Origin of the sequence: Curtobacterium sp. VKM Ac-2922 (assembly GCF_022815645.1) — a bacterium.
In the GTDB taxonomy this organism is placed as follows: Bacteria; Actinomycetota; Actinomycetes; order Actinomycetales; family Microbacteriaceae; genus Curtobacterium.
The window spans coordinates 293,288-312,499 of sequence record NZ_JALGRO010000004.1 but is presented as its reverse complement, the minus strand read 5'-3'; the positions used below and the strand labels follow the sequence as shown (position 1 = coordinate 312,499).

General features: G+C 69.7%; 13 protein-coding genes. 1 reads left to right on the top strand and 12 read right to left on the bottom strand.

Going from position 1 to position 19,212, the window contains the following annotated elements:
• The 7 genes from gap to uvrB all read right to left on the bottom strand — a co-directional run bounded on the left by gap (position 1) and on the right by uvrB (position 11,562).
• Positions 1 to 1,005, bottom strand: a complete 1,005-nt coding sequence (gap, locus tag MT346_RS06955; protein ID WP_071275205.1) for a type I glyceraldehyde-3-phosphate dehydrogenase — start codon at positions 1,003 to 1,005, stop codon at positions 1 to 3.
• 199 nt (positions 1,006 to 1,204) lie between these two features.
• Positions 1,205 to 2,185: a DNA-binding protein WhiA gene (gene whiA / locus MT346_RS06950; RefSeq protein ID WP_243562080.1), complete on the bottom strand. Its 981-nt coding sequence runs from the start codon at positions 2,183 to 2,185 to the stop codon at positions 1,205 to 1,207.
• A 78-nt stretch (positions 2,186 to 2,263) separates the two neighbouring features.
• Positions 2,264 to 3,151, bottom strand: a complete 888-nt coding sequence (gene rapZ, locus MT346_RS06945; RefSeq protein ID WP_243562079.1) for an RNase adapter RapZ — start codon at positions 3,149 to 3,151, stop codon at positions 2,264 to 2,266.
• A gap of 145 nt (positions 3,152 to 3,296) precedes the next feature.
• Positions 3,297 to 5,405, bottom strand: coding sequence for an excinuclease ABC subunit UvrC (uvrC, locus tag MT346_RS06940; protein ID WP_243562078.1), 2,109 nt, complete (start codon positions 5,403 to 5,405; stop codon positions 3,297 to 3,299).
• Entirely contained in the window at positions 5,406 to 8,510 is a 3,105-nt protein-coding gene (gene uvrA, locus MT346_RS06935; RefSeq protein WP_243562077.1) for an excinuclease ABC subunit UvrA, read from the bottom strand.
• 48 nt (positions 8,511 to 8,558) lie between these two features.
• Entirely contained in the window at positions 8,559 to 9,494 is a 936-nt protein-coding gene (locus MT346_RS06930) for an SDR family NAD(P)-dependent oxidoreductase (protein WP_243562076.1), read from the bottom strand.
• Entirely contained in the window at positions 9,484 to 11,562 is a 2,079-nt protein-coding gene (gene uvrB / locus MT346_RS06925) for an excinuclease ABC subunit UvrB (protein ID WP_243562134.1), read from the bottom strand. The genes MT346_RS06930 and uvrB overlap by 11 nt, the downstream gene beginning before the upstream one ends.
• 197 nt (positions 11,563 to 11,759) lie before the next feature.
• Here uvrB and MT346_RS06920 point away from each other — a divergent pair, with 197 nt between their 5' ends.
• The gene (locus MT346_RS06920; protein ID WP_243562075.1) at positions 11,760 to 13,085 is read left to right on the top strand and encodes an MFS transporter; all 1,326 of its coding nucleotides are present in this window, start codon (positions 11,760 to 11,762) and stop codon (positions 13,083 to 13,085) included.
• A gap of 74 nt (positions 13,086 to 13,159) precedes the next feature.
• On the opposite strand, the gene MT346_RS06915 is transcribed toward MT346_RS06920, so the two are convergent.
• From MT346_RS06915 to rpsA, 5 genes are all read right to left on the bottom strand, one after another.
• Positions 13,160 to 14,359, bottom strand: coding sequence for an acyltransferase (locus tag MT346_RS06915; RefSeq protein WP_243562074.1), 1,200 nt, complete (start codon positions 14,357 to 14,359; stop codon positions 13,160 to 13,162).
• Positions 14,356 to 15,864 carry a class I adenylate-forming enzyme family protein gene (locus tag MT346_RS06910; protein WP_243562073.1) on the bottom strand — a complete coding sequence of 503 codons (1,509 nt, stop codon included), beginning with the start codon at positions 15,862 to 15,864 and terminating at the stop codon, positions 14,356 to 14,358. Before MT346_RS06910 ends, MT346_RS06915 begins: the two co-directional genes overlap by 4 nt.
• Before the next feature lie 22 nt (positions 15,865 to 15,886).
• Positions 15,887 to 16,951 carry a hypothetical protein gene (locus MT346_RS06905; RefSeq protein WP_243562072.1) on the bottom strand — a complete coding sequence of 355 codons (1,065 nt, stop codon included), beginning with the start codon at positions 16,949 to 16,951 and terminating at the stop codon, positions 15,887 to 15,889.
• Positions 16,948 to 17,550: a dephospho-CoA kinase gene (gene coaE / locus MT346_RS06900; RefSeq protein ID WP_243562071.1), complete on the bottom strand. Its 603-nt coding sequence runs from the start codon at positions 17,548 to 17,550 to the stop codon at positions 16,948 to 16,950. The genes MT346_RS06905 and coaE overlap by 4 nt, the downstream gene beginning before the upstream one ends.
• 90 nt (positions 17,551 to 17,640) lie before the next feature.
• Positions 17,641 to 19,101, bottom strand: a complete 1,461-nt coding sequence (gene rpsA, locus MT346_RS06895; RefSeq protein ID WP_243562070.1) for a 30S ribosomal protein S1 — start codon at positions 19,099 to 19,101, stop codon at positions 17,641 to 17,643.
• Positions 19,102 to 19,212: the final 111 nt, after the last annotated feature.

Genomic DNA, 19,212 nt, shown 5'->3' with positions numbered 1-19,212 from the left:
TTACAGACGCTCGCCGACGTACTCGGTCAGGTCGACCAGGCGGTTGGAGTAGCCCCACTCGTTGTCGTACCACGAGGTGATCTTGACGAGACCGCCGATGACCTTGGTCAGGCCGGAGTCGTAGATCGAGGAGTGCGGGTCCGTGGTGATGTCGGTCGACACCAGCGGGTCCTCGCTGTACAGCAGGATGCCCTTCATCGGGCCCTCGGCTGCTTCCTTGTAGGCGGCGTTGATCTCGTCGACGGTGACCTCGGACTTGGTCTCGAGGGTGAGGTCGGTGATCGAACCGGTCGGGACCGGCACGCGGAGCGCGAAGCCGTCGAGCTTGCCGGCGAGCTCGGGCATGACCAGGCCGATGGCCTTGGCAGCACCGGTCGAGGTGGGGACGATGTTGAGCGCGGCGGCGCGGGCACGACGGGGGTCCTTGTGCGGGCCGTCCTGCAGGTTCTGGTCGGCGGTGTAGGCGTGCACCGTCGTCATGAGCCCACGCTCGATGCCGAACTTGTCGTGGAAGACCTTGGCGAGTGGCGCGAGGCTGTTCGTGGTGCACGACGCGTTCGAGATGATGTGGTGGTTCGCGGCGTCGTACTGGTCCTCGTTCACGCCGAGCACGATGGTGACGTCGTCACCCGTGGCCGGAGCGGAGATGATGACCTTCTTCGCGCCGGCGTCGATGTGCTTCTGCGCGTCGGCGGCCTTGGTGAAGAACCCGGTCGACTCGATGACGATGTCGACGCCCAGCTCGCCCCAGGGGAGGTTGGCGGGGTCGCGCTCCGCCAGGACCTTGATCGGCTTGCCGTCGACGACGATGTTGTCGCCGTCGAGCTCGACGGAGACGCCGAGACGACCCGTGATCGAGTCGAACTTGAGCAGGTTCGCGAGTGCGGCGTTGTCGGTGAGGTCGTTCACCGCCACGATCTCGAGGTCGCTGCCCTTGGCCAGGGCGGCCCGGAAGAAGTTACGGCCGATGCGGCCGAAGCCGTTGATGCCGATCTTGACGGTCAATGGATCTCCTGGTGGATGTGGAGCGCCCGGAAGGCGCTGCTTGTTCGGAGTCGGGAGCCCTTCGACAGGCCCCCGTGTGCTGGACGATACGCCCGTGACGTCGCCGTCTCGACCCTAGCAGTCGGAGCTTCAGCGCCCGTTCGTGTGACGTGCAGACAGCCGTCAGACCGAGCCCGCCCCAGCGGGGACGCAGGAGCCGTCAGGCGCCCTCGAGCTCCTCGGGCACGCTCGCCTCGGTGCCGGGGACGTCGAGCTCGACGGCGCGCTTGTCGGCCATCGCGAGCAGTCGACGGATGCGGCCGGCGATGGCGTCCTTGGTCATGGGCGGGTCGGCGTGCTGGCCGAGCTCGTCGAGCGAGGCGTCACGGTGTGCCAGCCGGAGCGACCCGGCGTACTGCAGGTGGTCGGGGACCTCGTCGCCGAGGATCTCGAGCGCACGTTCGACGCGGGCGCACGCGGCGACGGCGGCCTGTGCCGAGCGGCGGAGGTTGGCGTCGTCGAAGTTCACCAGGCGGTTGGCGGTCGCGCGGACCTCGCGGCGCTGGCGCATCTCCTCCCAGTCGGCGGTGGTGCGGGCGGCTCCCATCGCCGTGAGCATCTGCCCGATGGCCTCGCCGTCGCGGATGACCACACGGTGCACACCGCGGACCTCGCGGCCCTTCGCGGCGATCCCCAGGCGTGAGGCGGCGCCGACCAGGGCCATCGCTGCTTCGTTGCCGGGGCAGGTGACCTCGAGGGCGGCGGCACGACCGGGATCGGTCAGGGTGCCGGCGGCCAGGAACGCGCCACGCCAGATGGCAGCGAGGTCCTCGCGGTTGCCCGTGGTGAGCCGGTTCGGCAGCCCGCGGACCGGGCGACGACGTGCGTCCATCAGGCCTGTCTGGCGGGCCAGGGTCTCGCCCGCTTCGAGGACGCGGACCAGGTAGCGCGTGCCGCGTCGTGCGGATGCCGAGGACCCCACCGATGCCTCGCTCCGCACGCCGTAGAGCTCGGCGAGGTCCTTGCGGACACGGTGGACGATGATCCGGGTGTCGAGCTCGACCTCGACGGCGATCCTGCCGGAGATGACGTGCAGGCCACCCGCGAACCGCAGGATGGTCGCGAGTTCGGCGGCACGGACCGTGTTGCGGCCCACGACGACCCTGGCCAGTTCGTCCTTGACCTCGGCAGTCAACGGCACAGCATCATTCCTAACGTTTTCTGGTGGTGGGTCCCGTGTCCTGCGCGGCGCACCCGTGTGGAGCGGCCGGTGGGACGGTCACTCCCGGCCGAGATCTCGGTTCTTCACACGCACGGCGACGTTGGGCATCCCACGGAGGAGGCTCGCCAGCTCGGCGACGATGGCGACCGAGCGGTGCTTGCCGCCGGTACAGCCGATGGCGATCGTAGCGTGTCTTTTGTTCTCGCGCTGGTACCCGTCGAGCACCGGCTCGAGCACGGCGGCGTAGCGGTCGACGAACGTGCGCGACCCGGGCTGGGCCAGGACGTACTCGGAGACCGGCTTGTCGAGACCCGTGTGCGGCCGGAGCTCCGGCACCCAGTACGGGTTCGGGATGAAGCGGACGTCGGCCACCATGTCGGCGTCCGCGGGCAGTCCGTACTTGAACCCGAAGCTCATCAGGGTCACCTGGACCCCGGTGAACCGGTCCTCGGCGAACTTCTCGGTGACGGTGTTCGCGAGCTGGTGGATGTTGAGGTCGGAGGTGTCGATGATGACGTCGGACGCCTCGCGCAGCCCCAGCAGCCGGGTGCGCTCGCGGGCGATTCCGTCGAGCAACGTGTCCTCGCCCTGCAGCGGATGCGGCCGACGGACCTGCTCGAACCGCCGCACGAGCACCTGGTCGGTCGCCTCGAGGAACAGCACCCGGACGCGTGCCGACGTCGACGCCCGCAGCCGTTCCACCGCGTGCTCCGGATCCGTGAAGTACCGGCCACCGCGGACGTCGACGACGGCCGCGAGCTTCGGGATCTTCTCGCCCGCGCGGTCGGCCAGGTCGGTCAACGGCCCGAGCATCTGTGTCGGCAGGTTGTCGACGACGTACCAGTCGAGGTCCTCGAGTGCCTTGCCGACCGTCGACCGTCCGGCCCCGGACATCCCGGTCACGATCAGGACGTCGTGCTGCGGACTCGCATCGGTGTCGGTCATCTGGCGATGTGCTCCGTCGTCGCTGCCCGGGCGCGTCGCTCGGGCGGTCCGGGTGCCCGCAGAGCGGGCCGGGGGATGGTGGTGGGGTCCAGGGTATCGCCCGTCCGGGGGTCAGGGACCCGACGAACGGGAGGACCGGGTTGCGTCACGTCGGCAGCTGCGGACCGTAGCGGGTCACCTCGGGGACCCGCACTGGGCCTCCTGTCCGTTCCGCGCTGACCGACGCCGCGTCACCGGACGGTGACTCGGCGGACGGCGCGCTGGCGGGCGACTCCCCCGTCGGCGTGCTCGTCGGCACCGTCTGCAGTTTGCGCACCACGGCGGCGGCCGTCGCCGGCCCCACGCCCTGCACCTCGGCGATCTCGTCGGCGGTGGCCGACCGCAGCCGCGCGACCGAGCCGAAGTGCTTCAGCAGCGCGCTGACCCGGCTGGGGCCGAGCCCCGGGATCTCGGACAGCTGCGTCCGGACGTCGCGTTTGCGCCGCCCGCGCTGGTGCGTGATGGCGAAGCGGTGCGCCTCGTCGCGGATGCGCTGGATCAGGAAGAGCGCCTCGGAGTTGCGCGGCAGGATCACCGGGAAGTCGTCGTCGGGCAGCCAGAGCTCTTCGAGCCGCTTCGCGATGCCGACCAGGGCGATGTCCGCGACCCCGGCTTCGTCCATCGCACGCTTGGCGGCGGCGACCTGCGGCTGCCCGCCGTCGACGATGAGCAGCTGCGGGCGGTAGGCGAACCGCTTGGTCGGCTTCTCGACCGCGACGACGCCGTCGGCGTTCTGGTCCGGCTGGTCGGGCAGTTCGGCGTCCTCGTCCAGACGCGCCAACCGACGGGTGAGCACCTGGTGCATGCTGTCGGTGTCGTCGCGGGTCTCGGCGATGGAGTACCGCCGGTACTGGTCCTTGCGCGGCAGGCCGTCCTCGAAGACGACCATCGACGCCACGACGTTCGTGCCCTGCAGGTGCGAGATGTCGTAGCACTCCATGCGGAGCGGGGCCTCGGACATGCCGAGCGCCTGTTGGATGTCGGCCAGTGCGGCAGCACGCGTGGTGTAGTCGGCCGAGCGTTTGGTCTTGTAGAGCATCAGCGCCTGTTGCGCGTTCTGCGACGCCGTGCGGGCCAGTCCGGCGCGGTCACCACGTTGGGCCGTGCTGAGCTTCGTGCCACGCCCGCCGCGGCGGTCGCTGAGCCACTGCTGCAGGGCGTCGGCGTCCTCGGGGAGCTCGGGGACGACGACCTCGCGCGGGGGCTCCTCGGTGGTCGGACTGAGCATCGCGGAGTCGTCCCGGCCCGGCCGCGCGCCATCGGCCCGCGGCGTCAGCTCGCCATCGGCATAGACCCCCTGGACGATCTGCTCGACCAGGTCACCGGTGCTGATGTCGAGTTCCTTGTCGACGACCCAGCCGCGCACACCGCGGATGCGTCCGCCGCGCACCGAGAACAGCTGGACCGCGGCGGCGAGTTCGTCCTCGGCGATCCCGAACAGGTCGAGGTCGACCGAGTCCTTGAGCACCACCGCGGACTTCTCGAGCACGGCTTCGAGCGCCTCGACCTGGTCGCGGTACCTCGCCGCCTGCTCGTACTGCATCGCGTCGGCCGAGGCGCCCATGCGCTGCCGGAGCTCGGTGATGACGCGGCGGTCGTAGCTGTTCATGAACCGGATGAACTCCTCGACCAGCGCACGGTGCTCGGCGATCGTGACGCGCTGCGAACAGGGTCCGCCGCACTTGCCGATCTGCCCCGGGAAGCACGGCTTGCCCGTCTGCATCGCACGCTTGTAGGACGAGTCCGAGCAGGTGCGGATCGGGAACACCTTGATCATCAGGTCGATGGTGTCGTGCACCGCCCAGATCTTGGGGTACGGGCCGAAGTACTTGGCGCCCTTGATCTTGCGGTTGCGCGTGACCATCACCCGCGGCGCTTCGTCGCCCAGGGTGATCGCCATGTAGGGGTACGACTTGTCGTCACGGAACTTGACGTTGAACGGCGGGTCGAACTCCTTGATCCACGTGTACTCGAGCTGGAGTGCCTCGATCTCGGAGCCGACCGTGGTCCACTCGACGCTCTTCGCCGTCAGGACCATCCGCCGGGTGCGCTCGTGCAGCGTCGGCAGCGGCGCGAAGTAGTTGCTCAGCCGTGCGCGGAGGTTCTTCGCCTTGCCGACGTACAGCACCCGGCCGTTGCCGTCGCGCCAGCGGTAGACGCCCGGGTCGGTCGGGATCTCACCGGCCTTCGGGCGCCACGGGACGGTGTCTGCCACCTACCGCGCACCCGCCTGCTGCTTGGCGGAGTTCGCGCCGGACTTCGTGCCGGACTTCTTCGCGAACTCCTGCGGGGCGACCGTGCGGGCGCCGACCGAGCGCTGCTTGCCGACGCGGGCGTCCTGGGCGTCGAGGATCTCGCGCAGGAAGACACCGGTGTGGCTCTCCGGCACGTCGGCCACGTGCTCGGGTGTGCCGGTCGCCAGGACCGTACCGCCGCCGGACCCGCCCTCGGGGCCCATGTCGATGACCCAGTCAGCCGACTTGATGACGTCGAGGTTGTGCTCGATCGTGATGACGGTGTTGCCCTTGTCGACCAGTCCCTGCAACACCATCAGCAGCTTGCGGACGTCCTCGAAGTGCAGGCCCGTCGTGGGCTCGTCGAGCACGTACACCGTGCGGCCGTTCGAGCGACGCTGCAGCTCGGTCGCGAGCTTCACGCGCTGCGCTTCGCCACCGGACAGGGTCGTCGCGCTCTGCCCGAGCCGCACGTACCCCAGACCCACGTCGACCAGGGTCGCCATGTACCGGTGGATCGCGGAGATCGGCTCGAAGAACTCGGCCGCTTCGCTGATCGGCATGTCGAGGACCTCGGAGATGTCCTTGCCCTTGTAGTGCACCTGCAGCGTCTCGCGGTTGTAGCGCGCACCACCGCAGACCTCGCACGCGACGTAGACGTCGGGCAGGAAGTTCATCTCGATCTTGATCGTGCCGTCACCGGAGCAGTTCTCGCAGCGGCCGCCCTTGACGTTGAAGCTGAACCGGCCGGGCAGGTACCCGCGGATCTTCGCTTCGGGGGTCTCGGCGAACAGCTGGCGGATGCGGTCGAACACGCCCGTGTAGGTCGCCGGGTTCGACCGCGGTGTGCGGCCGATCGGCGCCTGGTCGACGTGGACGACCTTGTCGAGCTGGTCGAGCCCCTTGACGCGCGTGTGCTTGCCGGCGATGTGCCGCGCACCGTTGAGCTGGTTGGCGAGCACCTTGTACAGGATGTCGTTGACCAGCGTCGACTTGCCGGACCCGCTGACACCCGTGACCGCGGTGAAGACGCCCAGGGGGAAGTCGACGTCGACTTCCCGCAGGTTGTTCGCGCGGGCGCCCTGCACGCTGATGACGCGCTTCTTGTTGATCGCACGACGTTCGGACGGCATGTCGATCGCGCGACGACCGGCCAGGTAGTCGCCCGTGATCGACTCGCGGTTCTCGATCATGTCGGCGTAGGAACCCGAGTGCACGACGTTGCCGCCGTTGACCCCCGCGCCCGGACCGATGTCGACGACCCAGTCCGCCGTGCGGATGGTGTCCTCGTCGTGCTCGACCACGATGAGCGTGTTGCCCAGGTTCTTCAGCTTGACCAGCGTGTCGATGAGCCGGCGGTTGTCGCGCTGGTGCAGGCCGATGCTCGGCTCGTCGAGCACGTAGAGCACGCCGGTCAGGCCGGACCCGATCTGCGTGGCCAGGCGGATGCGCTGGGCTTCGCCGCCCGACAGCGAGCCGGCGCCGCGGGACAGCGTCAGGTAGTTCAGCCCGACCTCGAGCAGGAACTCGAGACGCGCCCGGATCTCGCGCAGGACCGCGGCGGCGATGTGGGCCTCGCGCTCGGTCAGCGTCAGGGTGTCCATGAACGCGTAGGCGTCGTCGAGGCTGAGCTGGGTGACGTCGGCGATGCTGTGGTCTGCCACGGTGACCGCCAGGACCTCCGGCTTCAGGCGGGTGCCGTCGCACACGGGGCACGGGACTTCGCGCAGGTACCCCTGGAAGCGCTGGCGCTGCGAGTCCGACTCGGCCTCGGCGAACTTGCGCTCGATGTACGGCATGACGCCTTCGAACCCGCTGGTGTAGCGCATCTCGCGGCCGAAGCGGTTGCGCCAGGACACCGAGACCTCGAAGTCCTTGCCGGTCAGGATCGCCGCCTGCACCGACGGGTCGAGCTGGCTCCACGGGGTGTCGAGCCGGAAGCCGAGTTCCTTGCCCAGGCCGGCCAGCAGCTTCTCGAAGTAGGCGTAGAGCCCGCTGGTCCCCGTCCAGGGCAGCAGGACACCGTCGGCGAGCGAGGCGTCGGGGTCGCCGAGCACCAGATCGGGGTCGACGGACATGCGGGTGCCGAGGCCGGAGCACTCGGGGCAGGCGCCGAACGGCGCGTTGAACGAGAACGTGCGCGGCTCGATCTCGGTGAGTGCGAGCGGGTGGTTGTTCGGGCACGACAGGTTCTCGGAGTAGGTCCGGACGGCGCCGGGCCCCTCGTGGTCGACGAGGTCGATCGCGACCGTGCCGTCGGTCAGGCGCAGGGCCGTCTCGAGCGAGTCGGTCAGTCGACCGAGGATGTCGTCGCTGGCCACGAGTCGGTCGACGATGACGGAGATGTCGTGCTTGACCTGCTTCTTGAGCGTGGGTGGGCTGCTCAGCTGGACCCGCTCCCCGTCGACGATCGCGCGCGAGTACCCCGACGCCGCGAGTTCTTGGAACAGGTCGACGAACTCGCCCTTCTTCTTCGACACGATCGGCGCGAGCACCTGGAAGCGTGTGCCGGATTCCTGCGTCATCAGCTGGTCGGCGATCTGCTGCACGCTCTGCTTGCTGACGACTTCGCCGCAGATCGGGCAGTGCGGGGTGCCGATGCGCGCCCAGAGCAGACGCATGTAGTCGTAGACCTCGGTGATGGTGCCGACGGTCGAGCGCGGGTTGCGGTTGGTCGACTTCTGGTCGATCGACACGGCGGGCGACAGCCCCTCGATGAAGTCGACGTCGGGCCGGTCGACCTGGCCGAGGAACTGCCGGGCGTACGCCGACAGCGACTCGACGTACCGGCGCTGTCCCTCGGCGAAGATCGTGTCGAACGCCAGCGAGGACTTGCCCGAGCCGGACAGCCCCGTGAACACCACGAGCGAGTCGCGCGGGATCTCGAGGTCGACGTCGCGCAGGTTGTGCACCCGCGCGCCACGAACGCTGAGCGTCGTCGTGTTGTGCGGTGCCGTGCCGCCGGGCAGGTGCAGGTCTGCGGGCTCGAGGTCGGAGCGGTCGTCGTCCGCTCGATCCGAGTCGGCAGCGCCGCCGAAGGCGTTGCGTCCGGGCGTGACAGGGCCGCGATCAGAGGTGATGGTCATCACCGACGAGTCTACGAACCGACGCCGACATTCGGTTCCGGTCCGGGCTCAGGCGAATGCGTCGAGAGCGAACGCCACGCCCGAGGCCTGCTCACTGGCGAGCCAGAGACGCGCCGCCACCGTGCGGTCGTGCGCCCGGGGCTCGGCGCGGACGATCGCCGCCGACCCGCGGAGCTGCAGCGGCCCGCCGGGCCCCCAGTACTCCCCCGATCGCACGTCGGCACCGACCGCGGCGTGGACGAGCGGCAGTGCGCCGGCGTCCTTGCCCTGCGCGACGGCCCGTTCGCCCGGGCGCATCCACGCCGGTTCGTCCCGGGCCGGGGTGACGAGCGGCCGTTGCGCACCGAGGGCGTCGAACGCCAGGCCCGGGTGTGCGACGACGCTCGACACCGCGGAGCCCGCGTCGGCCAGCCGCTCGGCGAGCTCGAACCCGAACAGCATCACCGCGAGCTTGCTGCGGCCGTACTGCCGGTACCCCGAGTAGTGCCCGACGCGCAACGGGTCGCGGCGGTCGAGTGATGCCCAGCGGTGCGCGATCGACCCGAGGTGCACGACACGACCACCGGAGCGTTCGAGCATCGGCAGCAGCAACCCCGTGAAGGCGAAGTGCCCGACGTGGTTCGTGCCGACCTGCAGCTCGACGCCCTGCGCAGTGAAGCGCTCGGTGCGTGACCCGACGACCCCGGCGTTGTTGAGCAGGACGTCGACCGGGCCACGGTCCTGCAGGTCGGCCGCGGCGGCGCGGACGCTGTCGAGGTCGGCGAGGTCGACGTGCAGGTGTTCGAGCGTGGCGTCCGGCACGTGCTGCCGGATGCTGCGCTCGGCGGCGTCGGCCCGCTCGGGGTTGCGGGTCGCGAGGACCACCCGGTGCCCGGCGGCCGCGAGCTGCTCGGCCGCGTGGTACCCGAGACCGGCACTGGCACCCGTGACGACGACGGTCTGCGCCCGTCCACCCCCGGCGGCGGCGGTGGTGTCAGTCGACATGGCCCGCGGACTCCATCTGGCGCAGCGCCTTCTTGAGGTCCTGCACCTCGTCGCGCAGGCGTGCCGCCAACTCGAACTTCAGCTCGGTCGCGGCCTGCAGCATCTGGTCGTTGAGATCGGCGATCGTCGACTCGAGCTGGGTGGCGCCCTCGCCCGCGATGCCCGTGCGCTTGAGCGACGGCGTCGGTGCGCGACCACGGTCCTTCGCGCTGCTGCCACGGCGTTCGAGCAGCGCCTTGGTGTCGTCGTTCTCGCGGTTCAGCTGCTCGGTGATGTCGCCGATCTTCTTGCGGAGCGGCTGCGGGTCGATGCCGTGTTCCAGGTTGTACGCCACCTGCTTCTCACGGCGACGGTCGGTCTCCTCGATGGCCTGCTTCATGGAGTCGGTCATCTTGTCGGCGTACATGAGCACCTGCCCGGAGACGTTGCGGGCTGCACGACCGATCGTCTGGATGAGCGAGGTCGACGACCGCAGGAAGCCTTCCTTGTCGGCGTCGAGGATCGCAACGAGCGACACCTCGGGCAGGTCGAGGCCCTCACGCAGCAGGTTGATGCCGACGAGCACGTCGTAGACGCCCTGGCGCAGCTCGGTCAGCAGCTCGACGCGCTTGAGCGTGTCGACGTCCGAGTGCAGGTAGCGCACGCGCACCCCGGCGTTGCCGAGGAAGTCGGTGAGCTCTTCGGCCATGCGCTTGGTCAGGGTGGTGACGAGCACGCGCTCGTCCTTCTCGACGCGCTGCTGGATCTCCTCGAGCAGGTCGTCGATCTGACCGTCCGAGGGCTTGACGACGATCTCGGGGTCGATCAGGCCGGTCGGACGGATGATCTGCTCGACGACGCTGTCGGTGATGCCGAGCTCGTACTTGCCGGGGGTCGCCGACAGGAAGACCTTCTGCCCGGCACGCTCGAGGAACTCCTCCCACTTGAGCGGGCGGTTGTCCATCGCACTGGGCAGGCGGAAGCCGTGCTCGACCAGGGTGCGCTTGCGCGAGGCGTCGCCCTCGTACATCGCACCGATCTGCGGGACGGTGACGTGGGACTCGTCGATGACGATCAGGAAGTCGTCGGCGAAGTAGTCGAGCAGGCAGTGCGGGGCTTCGCCGGGCATGCGCCCGTCGACGTGCCGCGAGTAGTTCTCGATGCCCGAGCAGAACCCGATCTGCTCCATCATCTCGATGTCGAACGTGGTCCGCATCCGCAGGCGCTGGGCCTCGAGCAGCTTGCCCTGGCCCTCGAGCTCGGCGAGACGCTCGGCGAGTTCTTCCTTGATGGTGCCGATGGCCCGGTGCATGACGTCGGTGTCGGCGACGTAATGGGAGGCCGGGAAGATCGAGACCGCGGGCAGGTCGTCGATGACGTTGCCCGTGAGCGGGTGCAGGGAACTCAGCGCTTCGATCTCGTCGCCGAACATCTCGATGCGGATCGCGTGCTCTTCGTACATCGGGATGATCTCGATCGTGTCCCCGCGCACCCGGAAGGTGCCGCGGGCGAAGTCGACGTCGTTGCGCTGGTACTGCATGGCGACGAATCGGCGGACCAGCTGGTCGCGCGAGATCTCCTGACCGACGGACAGCGCCACCGAGGCGTTCATGTACTGCTCCGGGGTACCGAGGCCGTAGATGCAGGACACGGTCGACACGACGACGACGTCGCGGCGGCTGAGCAGCGAGTTCGTGGTGGAGTGGCGGAGCCGCTCGACCTCGGCGTTGACGGAGGAGTCCTTCTCGATGAAGGTGTCGGTCTGCGGGACGTACGCCTCGGGCTGGTAGTAGTCGTAGTACGAGACGAAGTACTCGATGGCGTTGTTCGGCAGCAGACTGCGGAACTCGGTCGCCAGCTGCGCGGCCAGCGTCTTGTTGTGCGCGAGTACGAGCGTGGGGCGCTGGACCTGTTCGATCAGCCAGGCCGTGGTGGCCGACTTGCCCGTACCGGTGGCACCGAGCAGCACGACGTCGGTCTCACCGGCGTTGATGCGCCCGGCGAGTTCGGCGATCGCCGCAGGCTGGTCACCGCTCGGCGTGTACTCGCTGATCACCTCGAACGGGCGGACCGAGCGCGCGGGTTCCATCGTCACTGCCATGCCGCCAATGCTAGGCGCGCCCACCGACACCTCGGCCGTCTGCTCGCCGACGGCGTACCCCTCGCGCGGCAGCGGGCGTATCGTCCGCGGGAGAGCAGGCTCCAAGGACGCTGATAAGAACGGTCCCTAACGTCTCGTTCGTTCAGCAGCACCCCGATCGACCCTCACTCCCCCGAAGAGGCCCCATGACGACCGCGACCCCGGCGGCACCGACGAAGGGCACCCCGTTCCGCGGACGCATCCGCGGGCGCGTGCTCATCCTGCTCTGCTTCATGTACGCGATCTCGTACATCGACCGCACCAACATCTCCACCGCGCTCCCCCACATCACCGAGGAGTTCGGCTTCAACGAGGCCACCGCGGGCGTCATCGTCGCGGCGTTCTCGTTGCCGTACGCCCTGCTGCAGGTCTTCGGCGGCACGATCAGCGAGAAGTTCGGCCCGCGCAAGGCGCTCTTCGTCATCACGGTGATCTGGGGCGTCGCGACGCTCTGGACCGGCTTCGCGGTGGGCTTCTGGACGCTGTTCGCCGCACGGGCGCTGCTCGGACTGAGCGAGGCGGCGGCCTTCCCGACCGCCACCCAGGCGATGAGCCGGTGGATCCCCCGTGACCGCAACGGCTTCGCGCAGGGTGTCGTGCACTCGGCTGCCCGTCTGGGGAACGCCCTGGCGCCGCTGGTGGTGGCGTACTTCATCGCGGTGAGCGGCTGGCGGCTGGCGTTCTTCGCGACCGCGGTGCTGTCGTTCGCGTGGGCCGTCGTCTGGTTCGTCTGGTTCCGCGACAAGCCCGAGTCGGCGAAGGGCATCACGCAGGTCGAACTGTCCGAGCTGCCGCCCGTCGAGACCCGTGCGACGCGGCCGCCCGTGCCGTGGCGCCAGATGGCGAAGCAGATCCTGCCGGTCACCTTCGTGGACTTCGGCTACGGCTGGACGCTCTGGGTGTTCCTGACCTGGCTGCCGACGTTCCTCAGCTCGACCTACGGCCTGGAGATCGGCGACTTCGCCCTGTTCACGACGCTCATCCTGTTGGCTGGCGTCGTCGGCGACACCGTCGGCGGCATGCTCAGCGACCGGATCATCCACCGCGGCGGGAACACGCGGAACGCGCGCCGGACGATCCTGGTGATCGGGCTGGGCGGCTCGCTGCTCTGCCTCATCCCGCTCGTCATCGGGCAGGGGCTGCTCGTCGCCACGATCTCGCTGGCGCTCTCGTTCTTCTTCCTCGAGCTCTGCAACGCGAACCTCTGGGCGATCCCGATGGACGTGGCCCCGCAGTGGTCGGGGACGGCCTCGGGGTTCATGAACACCGGCTTCGGCATCGCCGGTGTCCTGTCGCCGATCGTCTTCGGCTTCCTGATCGACGCCAGCGGGTGGCAGCTCCCCTTCGCCCTGTCCTGCGCCCTGCTGTTCGCCGCGGCGGTCGTCGCCTGGTTCATGAAGCCGCTGCGGCTCACCTCGCCGAACGGGGTGCTGGAGATCGGGACGCCGAAGGCGGAGCGGCCCCGGATCTGATCCGGACCTGGGGACGGACGGGAGGCCCGTGGCGGTGTCGCCACGGGCCTCCCGTCCGTCTCGGGGTCAGGGACTCAGGCGCGCGCCGCGCGTGCCGCGCGGGACGACAGCGACGGGCGGCCGGTCAGCGGCACGCTGAGCGGCGTCCAGCGGAACACCTCGGTCAGCGCCACCGACAGCACGACCACGAGCAGGTACGTCACGAGGGTGAGCCAGGGCTTCGGCACGAGCGCCTCGAGCGGGCTGGAGCCGTAGAGCAGCAGCCAGATCACGAGCGGGTGGCTGAGGAAGATGCCGAACGACCGGTCGGACGCGTAGTCGACCACCTTGGCGAGCCGACTGCCGGCGACGCGGCGGTCCGCCCAGGCCGCACCGATGGCCAGGAACGCGACGAAGACGACGGTGCTCCACACGGCCTCGACCGGCTGCAGCGGCGTGCCGGCGGCGTACGGCGAGTCGCCGGTCGCCATCTGCAGGACGAACACACCGATCGTCAGGACCGCGCCGCCCAGGAACGCCCACATGATGCCGCGCCGGTGGGTCCGGACGAAGCCGAGGAACCGGTCGGCGTGGTCGGCGGCGATCGCACCGGACACGATGAAGAACACGTACGAGAAGAAGAACTGCTTCTGGTACCCGTTCAGCCACGCGTCGCTCGCCGGGAAGTACTTGTACCCGGCAAAGACCACGAGCTGGACCACGAGCGCGACCACGAGCACCGTGACGTGGTGCCCGCGCGACTTCCGGACGAGCCACATGATCGCGGGCAGCAGCAGGTAGACCTGCATCGTCACGAGCAGGAAGTACAGGTGGTACTTCGCGGTCCCGGTGACGACCCCGGTGGCGAACGTCGTCACCAGTGCGGGCACGTCACCGCGCTGCCCCGGGTCGAGCAGCCAGGCCGAGGCCACGTACACGAACGACCAGGCCAGGTACGGCACCCCGACCAGCAGGAACCGCTTCGGCCAGAACACCGACATCGGCTTCGGCCGGATGGCGTAGCTGTAGACCAGGACGAACGCGGTCAGGGTGAAGAACACCAGCCGCGTGAAGTGCAGCAGCGCGAGCAGCCCGGCCAGCCCGACGTCGTCGGATGCCATCGTGTGGCTGGTGGTGTGCACGCCGAGCACGCACGCGAAGGTCAGGATCCGCAGGACGTCGACCTCGTACAGGTGTCGAGGTCGGCCGGCGGCGGTGCGGGTCGGCGTCTGCACGCCCGTGGGGGCGGGCTGGTCCCCGGCGGCAGCACGCGCCTGGGTCTCGGCCTGGGTCACGACGTCGCCGCCATCCCCCGCACGCGGGCACGCTGGATCTTGCCGGTGGGGGCGCGCGGCAGGTCCGGCACGACGACGATCTCGACCGGCCGGCGGAACCGTGTGAGGGACCGCTCGGCGCGCGCGGTCAGGTCGGCGACCAGCCCGTCGTGGTCGAGCGGCTCGTCCGGGTCCGGGTGCGGGATGACGTACGCGATCGGCACGCTGCCCAGCACGTCGTCCGGGCGTCCGACCACGACGGCCTCGAGCACCCGGGGGTCACCGAGCAGCACGTCCTCGACCTCGGACGGGTACACCTTCTCGCCGCCGCGGTTGATGACGTCGTCGGACCGTCCGGCCAGGGACACCCAGCCGTCCGCAGAGACGGAGCCCACGTCGCCCGTGGACAGCCAGCCGTCGGCGTCGAAGCGCTCGGCTGCTCGGCCGAACAGGTAGCCGTGCACGATCCCGGGGCCGCGGATCCAGAGCGCCCCGACCTGGCCTGCGGGCAGCACGGCACCGTCCTCGTCGCGGACCTGCACCTGGCTGCCGACCGGCACACCGACCGTGCCGGGTCGGGCGGGCGCGTCGAGCGGGGTCGCGGTGATCTGGCTCGCGCCCTCGGTCATGCCCCAACTGACCACGAGCGGGACGTCACCGAGTGCGGCGCGGACGGGGTCCGGCAGGGGCGCCGAGGCACTGCGTACGAAGCGCAGGCCATCGGGGAAGTCGAGGGGGCCGGTCTTCGCGAGCACGGCGAGGATCGCGGGCACCGCGTTCAGCCACGTGACGCGCCGTTCGGCCAGGAGCTCCCAGAACCCGGTCCGCCGGAACCGGCGGTCGAGCACCAGGGTCGCGCCGGCCACCAGCGTCGCCAGCAGTCCGACCACTTCGGCGTTCACGTGGAAGAGCGGCAACGAGTTGAAGCCGCGGTCCTCGCCGGTCAGGCGGTTGTGGTCCACCACGGCCCTGGCCACGAAGAGCAGCTGGCTCTCCGGCAGCTCGACGCCCTTCGGCGTGCCCGTCGATCCGGACGTGAACAGCACCACCGATCCCTCGCCGGGTGCGTCCGGAGCATCGGCGGGCAGGTCGCCGTCGCGGACGTCGGACGGGAGGCCCGTGGCCGGGTCGACGCGCGCCGCCGGCGCCCCGGGGACGGTCGCGTCCTGGTCACGGTCCGACACCACGATCGACGCCCCGCCGAGCAGGTCGGCGAGCCGCGCCGGCTCGGTGGTCGGCTGCCCGGTGTCCACCGGGACCGCCCGGCGGCCCGAGGCGAGCGCAGCGAGGTGGACCACGGCGAAGGCCAGCGGGTCCCCGACGTCGACCAGCACGGCACCCGAGTCGGCGATGCCGATCACGTCGAACGTGGACGACCAGGCGTCCACCGCGGCACCGAGCGCACCGTAGGTCAGGACCCGGTCGGAGCGGGCGTCTTCCAGGTACACGCGGTCGGCGTCGACCTGGGCGCGGTGCCGGATCAGCGCCCGGAGGCGCTCGGGTGGTGTTCCGCCGTCGTGCTGCATCACCTCAGACTAGGACGGCTTGCTATGACGCGCCGGAGGATGCGCGCACCGGCGCGAACCGGTGCAGCAGCCACTGCCAGAGGCCGAGCATGCGGGGCTGGCCCTCGGCGTCGAGCGGTGTCGTGTCCTTGATGGTGCGCGAGTGCGACTGGTCCGGCGTCCCGACCTGGATGTCCGTCAGGATCGCGTGCGGGTCCCAGCCCGCCGGGGGCGCCGCAGTGTCCGTGCGCCACGGTCCGTCCGGGCCGCCGTCGGTCGCGGGACCGTCCAGGCCGAGCACTGTCCACGACCCGCGGATCCGCGGGCCGAACACGTCGCGGACGTCGTCGATCGCGTACATCCGCGACGGTGGTGTGCGCCCGGGACTGTCCATCCAGGCGGCGTGGACCGGTCCGAGGGACTCGACGGGCGACGAGAACATCAGCGCGCCACGCACCGCTCGGATGTGGGCGATGAACGCTGCCTCGCCGCCGCCCTGGGAGTGCCCGGCGACGACGACGTCCTGCCATGCGATGTCCTGGTCGCTCGTGACGAAACGGCCCCACCCGCCGTTCGGGTCGACGTCGTCCAGGTGGGTGATGGCATCGCGGAAGCGGGACACGATCGACCCCGCGGACGACACGTCGCTGAACTCGGACGGCCGCGTGCCGTCGAAGCGGTTCCGCTGGACCTGGCCGTAGCACTCGGCGTCCGCTTCGCAGGTGCCCGACAGGGTCTTGCCGAGGTTCCAGTAGTCGAGCCCGAGCACGTGGTAGCCGTCGCCGAGCGCCGTCGTCAGGAAGCGCTGGTACTGCGCGGGCTTGGCGCGGGTGGCGGGCAGGAACAGCAGCAGGGGGCCGTCGTTCGCGGTCCGTGCAGCGAAGTCGTCACGGTTCGGCTCGAGGCGTTCGCCGTCGATCGCGCCGAGCCGGAACCGGTGGAACTCGTCAGCCGGGCCGTGCTGGTCGCCGTGTGCGGGGGCAGCAGCGGGTTCGCGGCCGTGCTGCTCGACCCGTTGCTCGGCCATGACGTTGGCGGCGACGAGCGTGCCACCGCCGATGGCGACGAGCACGATCGCGGCGAGCAGGAGCAGGAAGCGGTGCTTCATCCGACCAGGCGCTGCCAGACGGTGTCGGCCGAGGCGATGGTCTGCTCGATCGTGCCGGTGGCGTCGACCACGTGGTCCGCCAGGGCGAGCCGTTCCTGGTCCGACGCCTGCGCGGCGATCCGGCGCTCGGCTTCGGCCCGGGGCATCCCGCGGTGCTCGACGAGTCGGTCGGTGCGGACCGCCGCGGGCGCGTCGACCACGACGACCGCGTCGAACCGGAGCGGCCGGGACCCGCGGGCCTCTGCCAGCAGCGGCACGTCGTAGACGACCACGGCGTCCGGATCGGCGGCCCGGGCCGCGTCGAAGGCCTGTTGCGCGAGTCGCCACACCTCGGGGTGGGTGATCCCCTCGAGGTCCTTGCGGGCTGCGGCGTCCGCGAACACCACTGCGCCGAGCGCGGGGCGGTCGAGCGAGCCGTCCGGAGCGATCACGTCCGGACCGAAGCGCTCCGCGACCTGCGCCAGCCCGGGACTACCGGGAGCGACGGCGTCGCGTGCGAGCCGGTCGGCGTCGACGACGACCGCGCCGAGTTCCGCCCAGCGGGCGGACACGGTCGACTTGCCCGCGGCGATGCCGCCCGTGAGTCCGATGATGCGCACGACACCGAGCCTATGGGCGTTGTCTGCCGGAATGCCGGAAGCCCGGCACCCACGAAGGGGTGCCGGGCTTCCGGTTCGCGCAGGACTCGATCAGTTGGTCGAGCTGAGCTTCTCGCGGAGCGCCGCGAGCGAAGCGTCGTCGGCCAGGGTGCCCTGACCGGCCTGCTCGCTCGTGGTCGACGACGACGAAGCGGTCGCGGGGAGGTCGAACGTCCCCGATGCCTCGTCGGTGAGGGACTTGGCGACCTGGGCCTTGTGGGCCTCCCAACGAGCCTGGGCGGCCGCGTACTGGCCTTCCCATGCCTCGCGCTGGGTGTCGTAGCCCTCGAGCCACTCGTTGGTCTCCGGGTCGAAGCCGTCGGGGTACTTGTAGTCACCCTTGTCGTCGTACTCGGTCGGCATGCCGTAGAGCGCCGGGTCGAACTCGGTGCTCTCCGGGTCGACGCCCTCGTTGGCCTGCTTGAGGCTGAGCGAGATGCGGCGACGGTCGAGGTCGATGTCGATGATCTTCACGAAGACCTCGTCGCCGACGGAGACGACCTGCTCGGCGAGCTCGACGTGCTTGTTCGAGAGCTCCGAGATGTGGACCAGGCCCTCGATGCCGTCCGCGACGCGGACGAAGGCACCGAACGGCACGAGCTTCGTGACCTTGCCCGGTGCGATCTGACCGATCGCGTGGGTGCGGGCGAAGACCTGCCACGGGTCTTCCTGGGTGGCCTTGAGCGAGAGCGACACGCGCTCGCGGTCCAGGTCCACCTCGAGGATCTCGACGGTGACTTCCTGACCGACCTCGACGACCTCGCTGGCGTGCTCGATGTGCTTCCAGCTGAGCTCGGAGACGTGGACGAGACCGTCGACGCCGCCGAGGTCGACGAACGCACCGAAGTTGACGATCGACGAGACGACGCCCTTGCGGACCTGGCCCTTGTGGAGGTTGTTGAGGAACGTGGTCCGGGACTCGGACTGCGTCTGCTCGAGGAGCGCACGGCGCGACAGGACCACGTTGTTGCGGTTCTTGTCGAGCTCGAGGATCTTCGCCTCGATCTCCTGGCCGAGGTACGGCGTGAGGTCGCGGACACGGCGCAGCTCGATGAGCGAGGCCGGGAGGAAGCCGCGGAGACCGATGTCCACGATGAGGCCGCCCTTGACGACCTCGATGACGGTGCCGGTGACGACCCCGTCGGATTCCTTGATCTTCTCGACGTCGCCCCACGCACGCTCGTACTGCGCGCGCTTCTTGGACAGGATGAGGCGGCCTTCCTTGTCCTCCTTCTGGAGGACCAGGGCCTCGACCTCGTCACCGACGTTGACGACCTCGTTGGGGTCGACGTCGTGCTTGATCGAGAGCTCGCGCGAGGGGATGACACCCTCGGTCTTGTACCCGACGTCGAGGAGGACCTCGTCGCGGTCGATCTTCACGACGGTGCCGGAGATGAGATCGCCGTCGTTGAAGAACTTCAGGGTCTTCTCGACCTCGGCCAGGAAGTCATCAGCCGAACCGATGTCGTTGATGGCGACCTGCTTAGGAGCCTTGGTCGTAGTGGTTGTCATGTAGAGATTGCTCCGAACGGACATGAGTCGGGCCAGGGCGGCGCAGGAGTCTGTGTCCTGAGCGGTGCCGCCGTGGCGGATGGTGTGTGGCGCGGATTGCGCCGCACAAGT

What these genes read in the sequence shown, in the direction of transcription:
- rapZ (WP_243562079.1), bottom strand. Translation starts at nt 3,151, where the DNA reads ATGACCGACACCGATGCGAGTCCGCAGCACGACGTCCTGATCGTGACC.
- uvrA (WP_243562077.1), bottom strand. Translation starts at nt 8,510, where the DNA reads ATGACCATCACCTCTGATCGCGGCCCTGTCACGCCCGGACGCAACGCC.
- MT346_RS06930 (WP_243562076.1), bottom strand. Translation starts at nt 9,494, where the DNA reads ATGTCGACTGACACCACCGCCGCCGCCGGGGGTGGACGGGCGCAGACC.
- uvrB (WP_243562134.1), bottom strand. Translation starts at nt 11,562, where the DNA reads ATGGAACCCGCGCGCTCGGTCCGCCCGTTCGAGGTGATCAGCGAGTAC.
- MT346_RS06920 (WP_243562075.1), top strand. Translation starts at nt 11,760, where the DNA reads ATGACGACCGCGACCCCGGCGGCACCGACGAAGGGCACCCCGTTCCGC.
- MT346_RS06910 (WP_243562073.1), bottom strand. Translation starts at nt 15,864, where the DNA reads ATGCAGCACGACGGCGGAACACCACCCGAGCGCCTCCGGGCGCTGATC.
- MT346_RS06905 (WP_243562072.1), bottom strand. Translation starts at nt 16,951, where the DNA reads ATGAAGCACCGCTTCCTGCTCCTGCTCGCCGCGATCGTGCTCGTCGCC.
- rpsA (WP_243562070.1), bottom strand. Translation starts at nt 19,101, where the DNA reads ATGACAACCACTACGACCAAGGCTCCTAAGCAGGTCGCCATCAACGAC.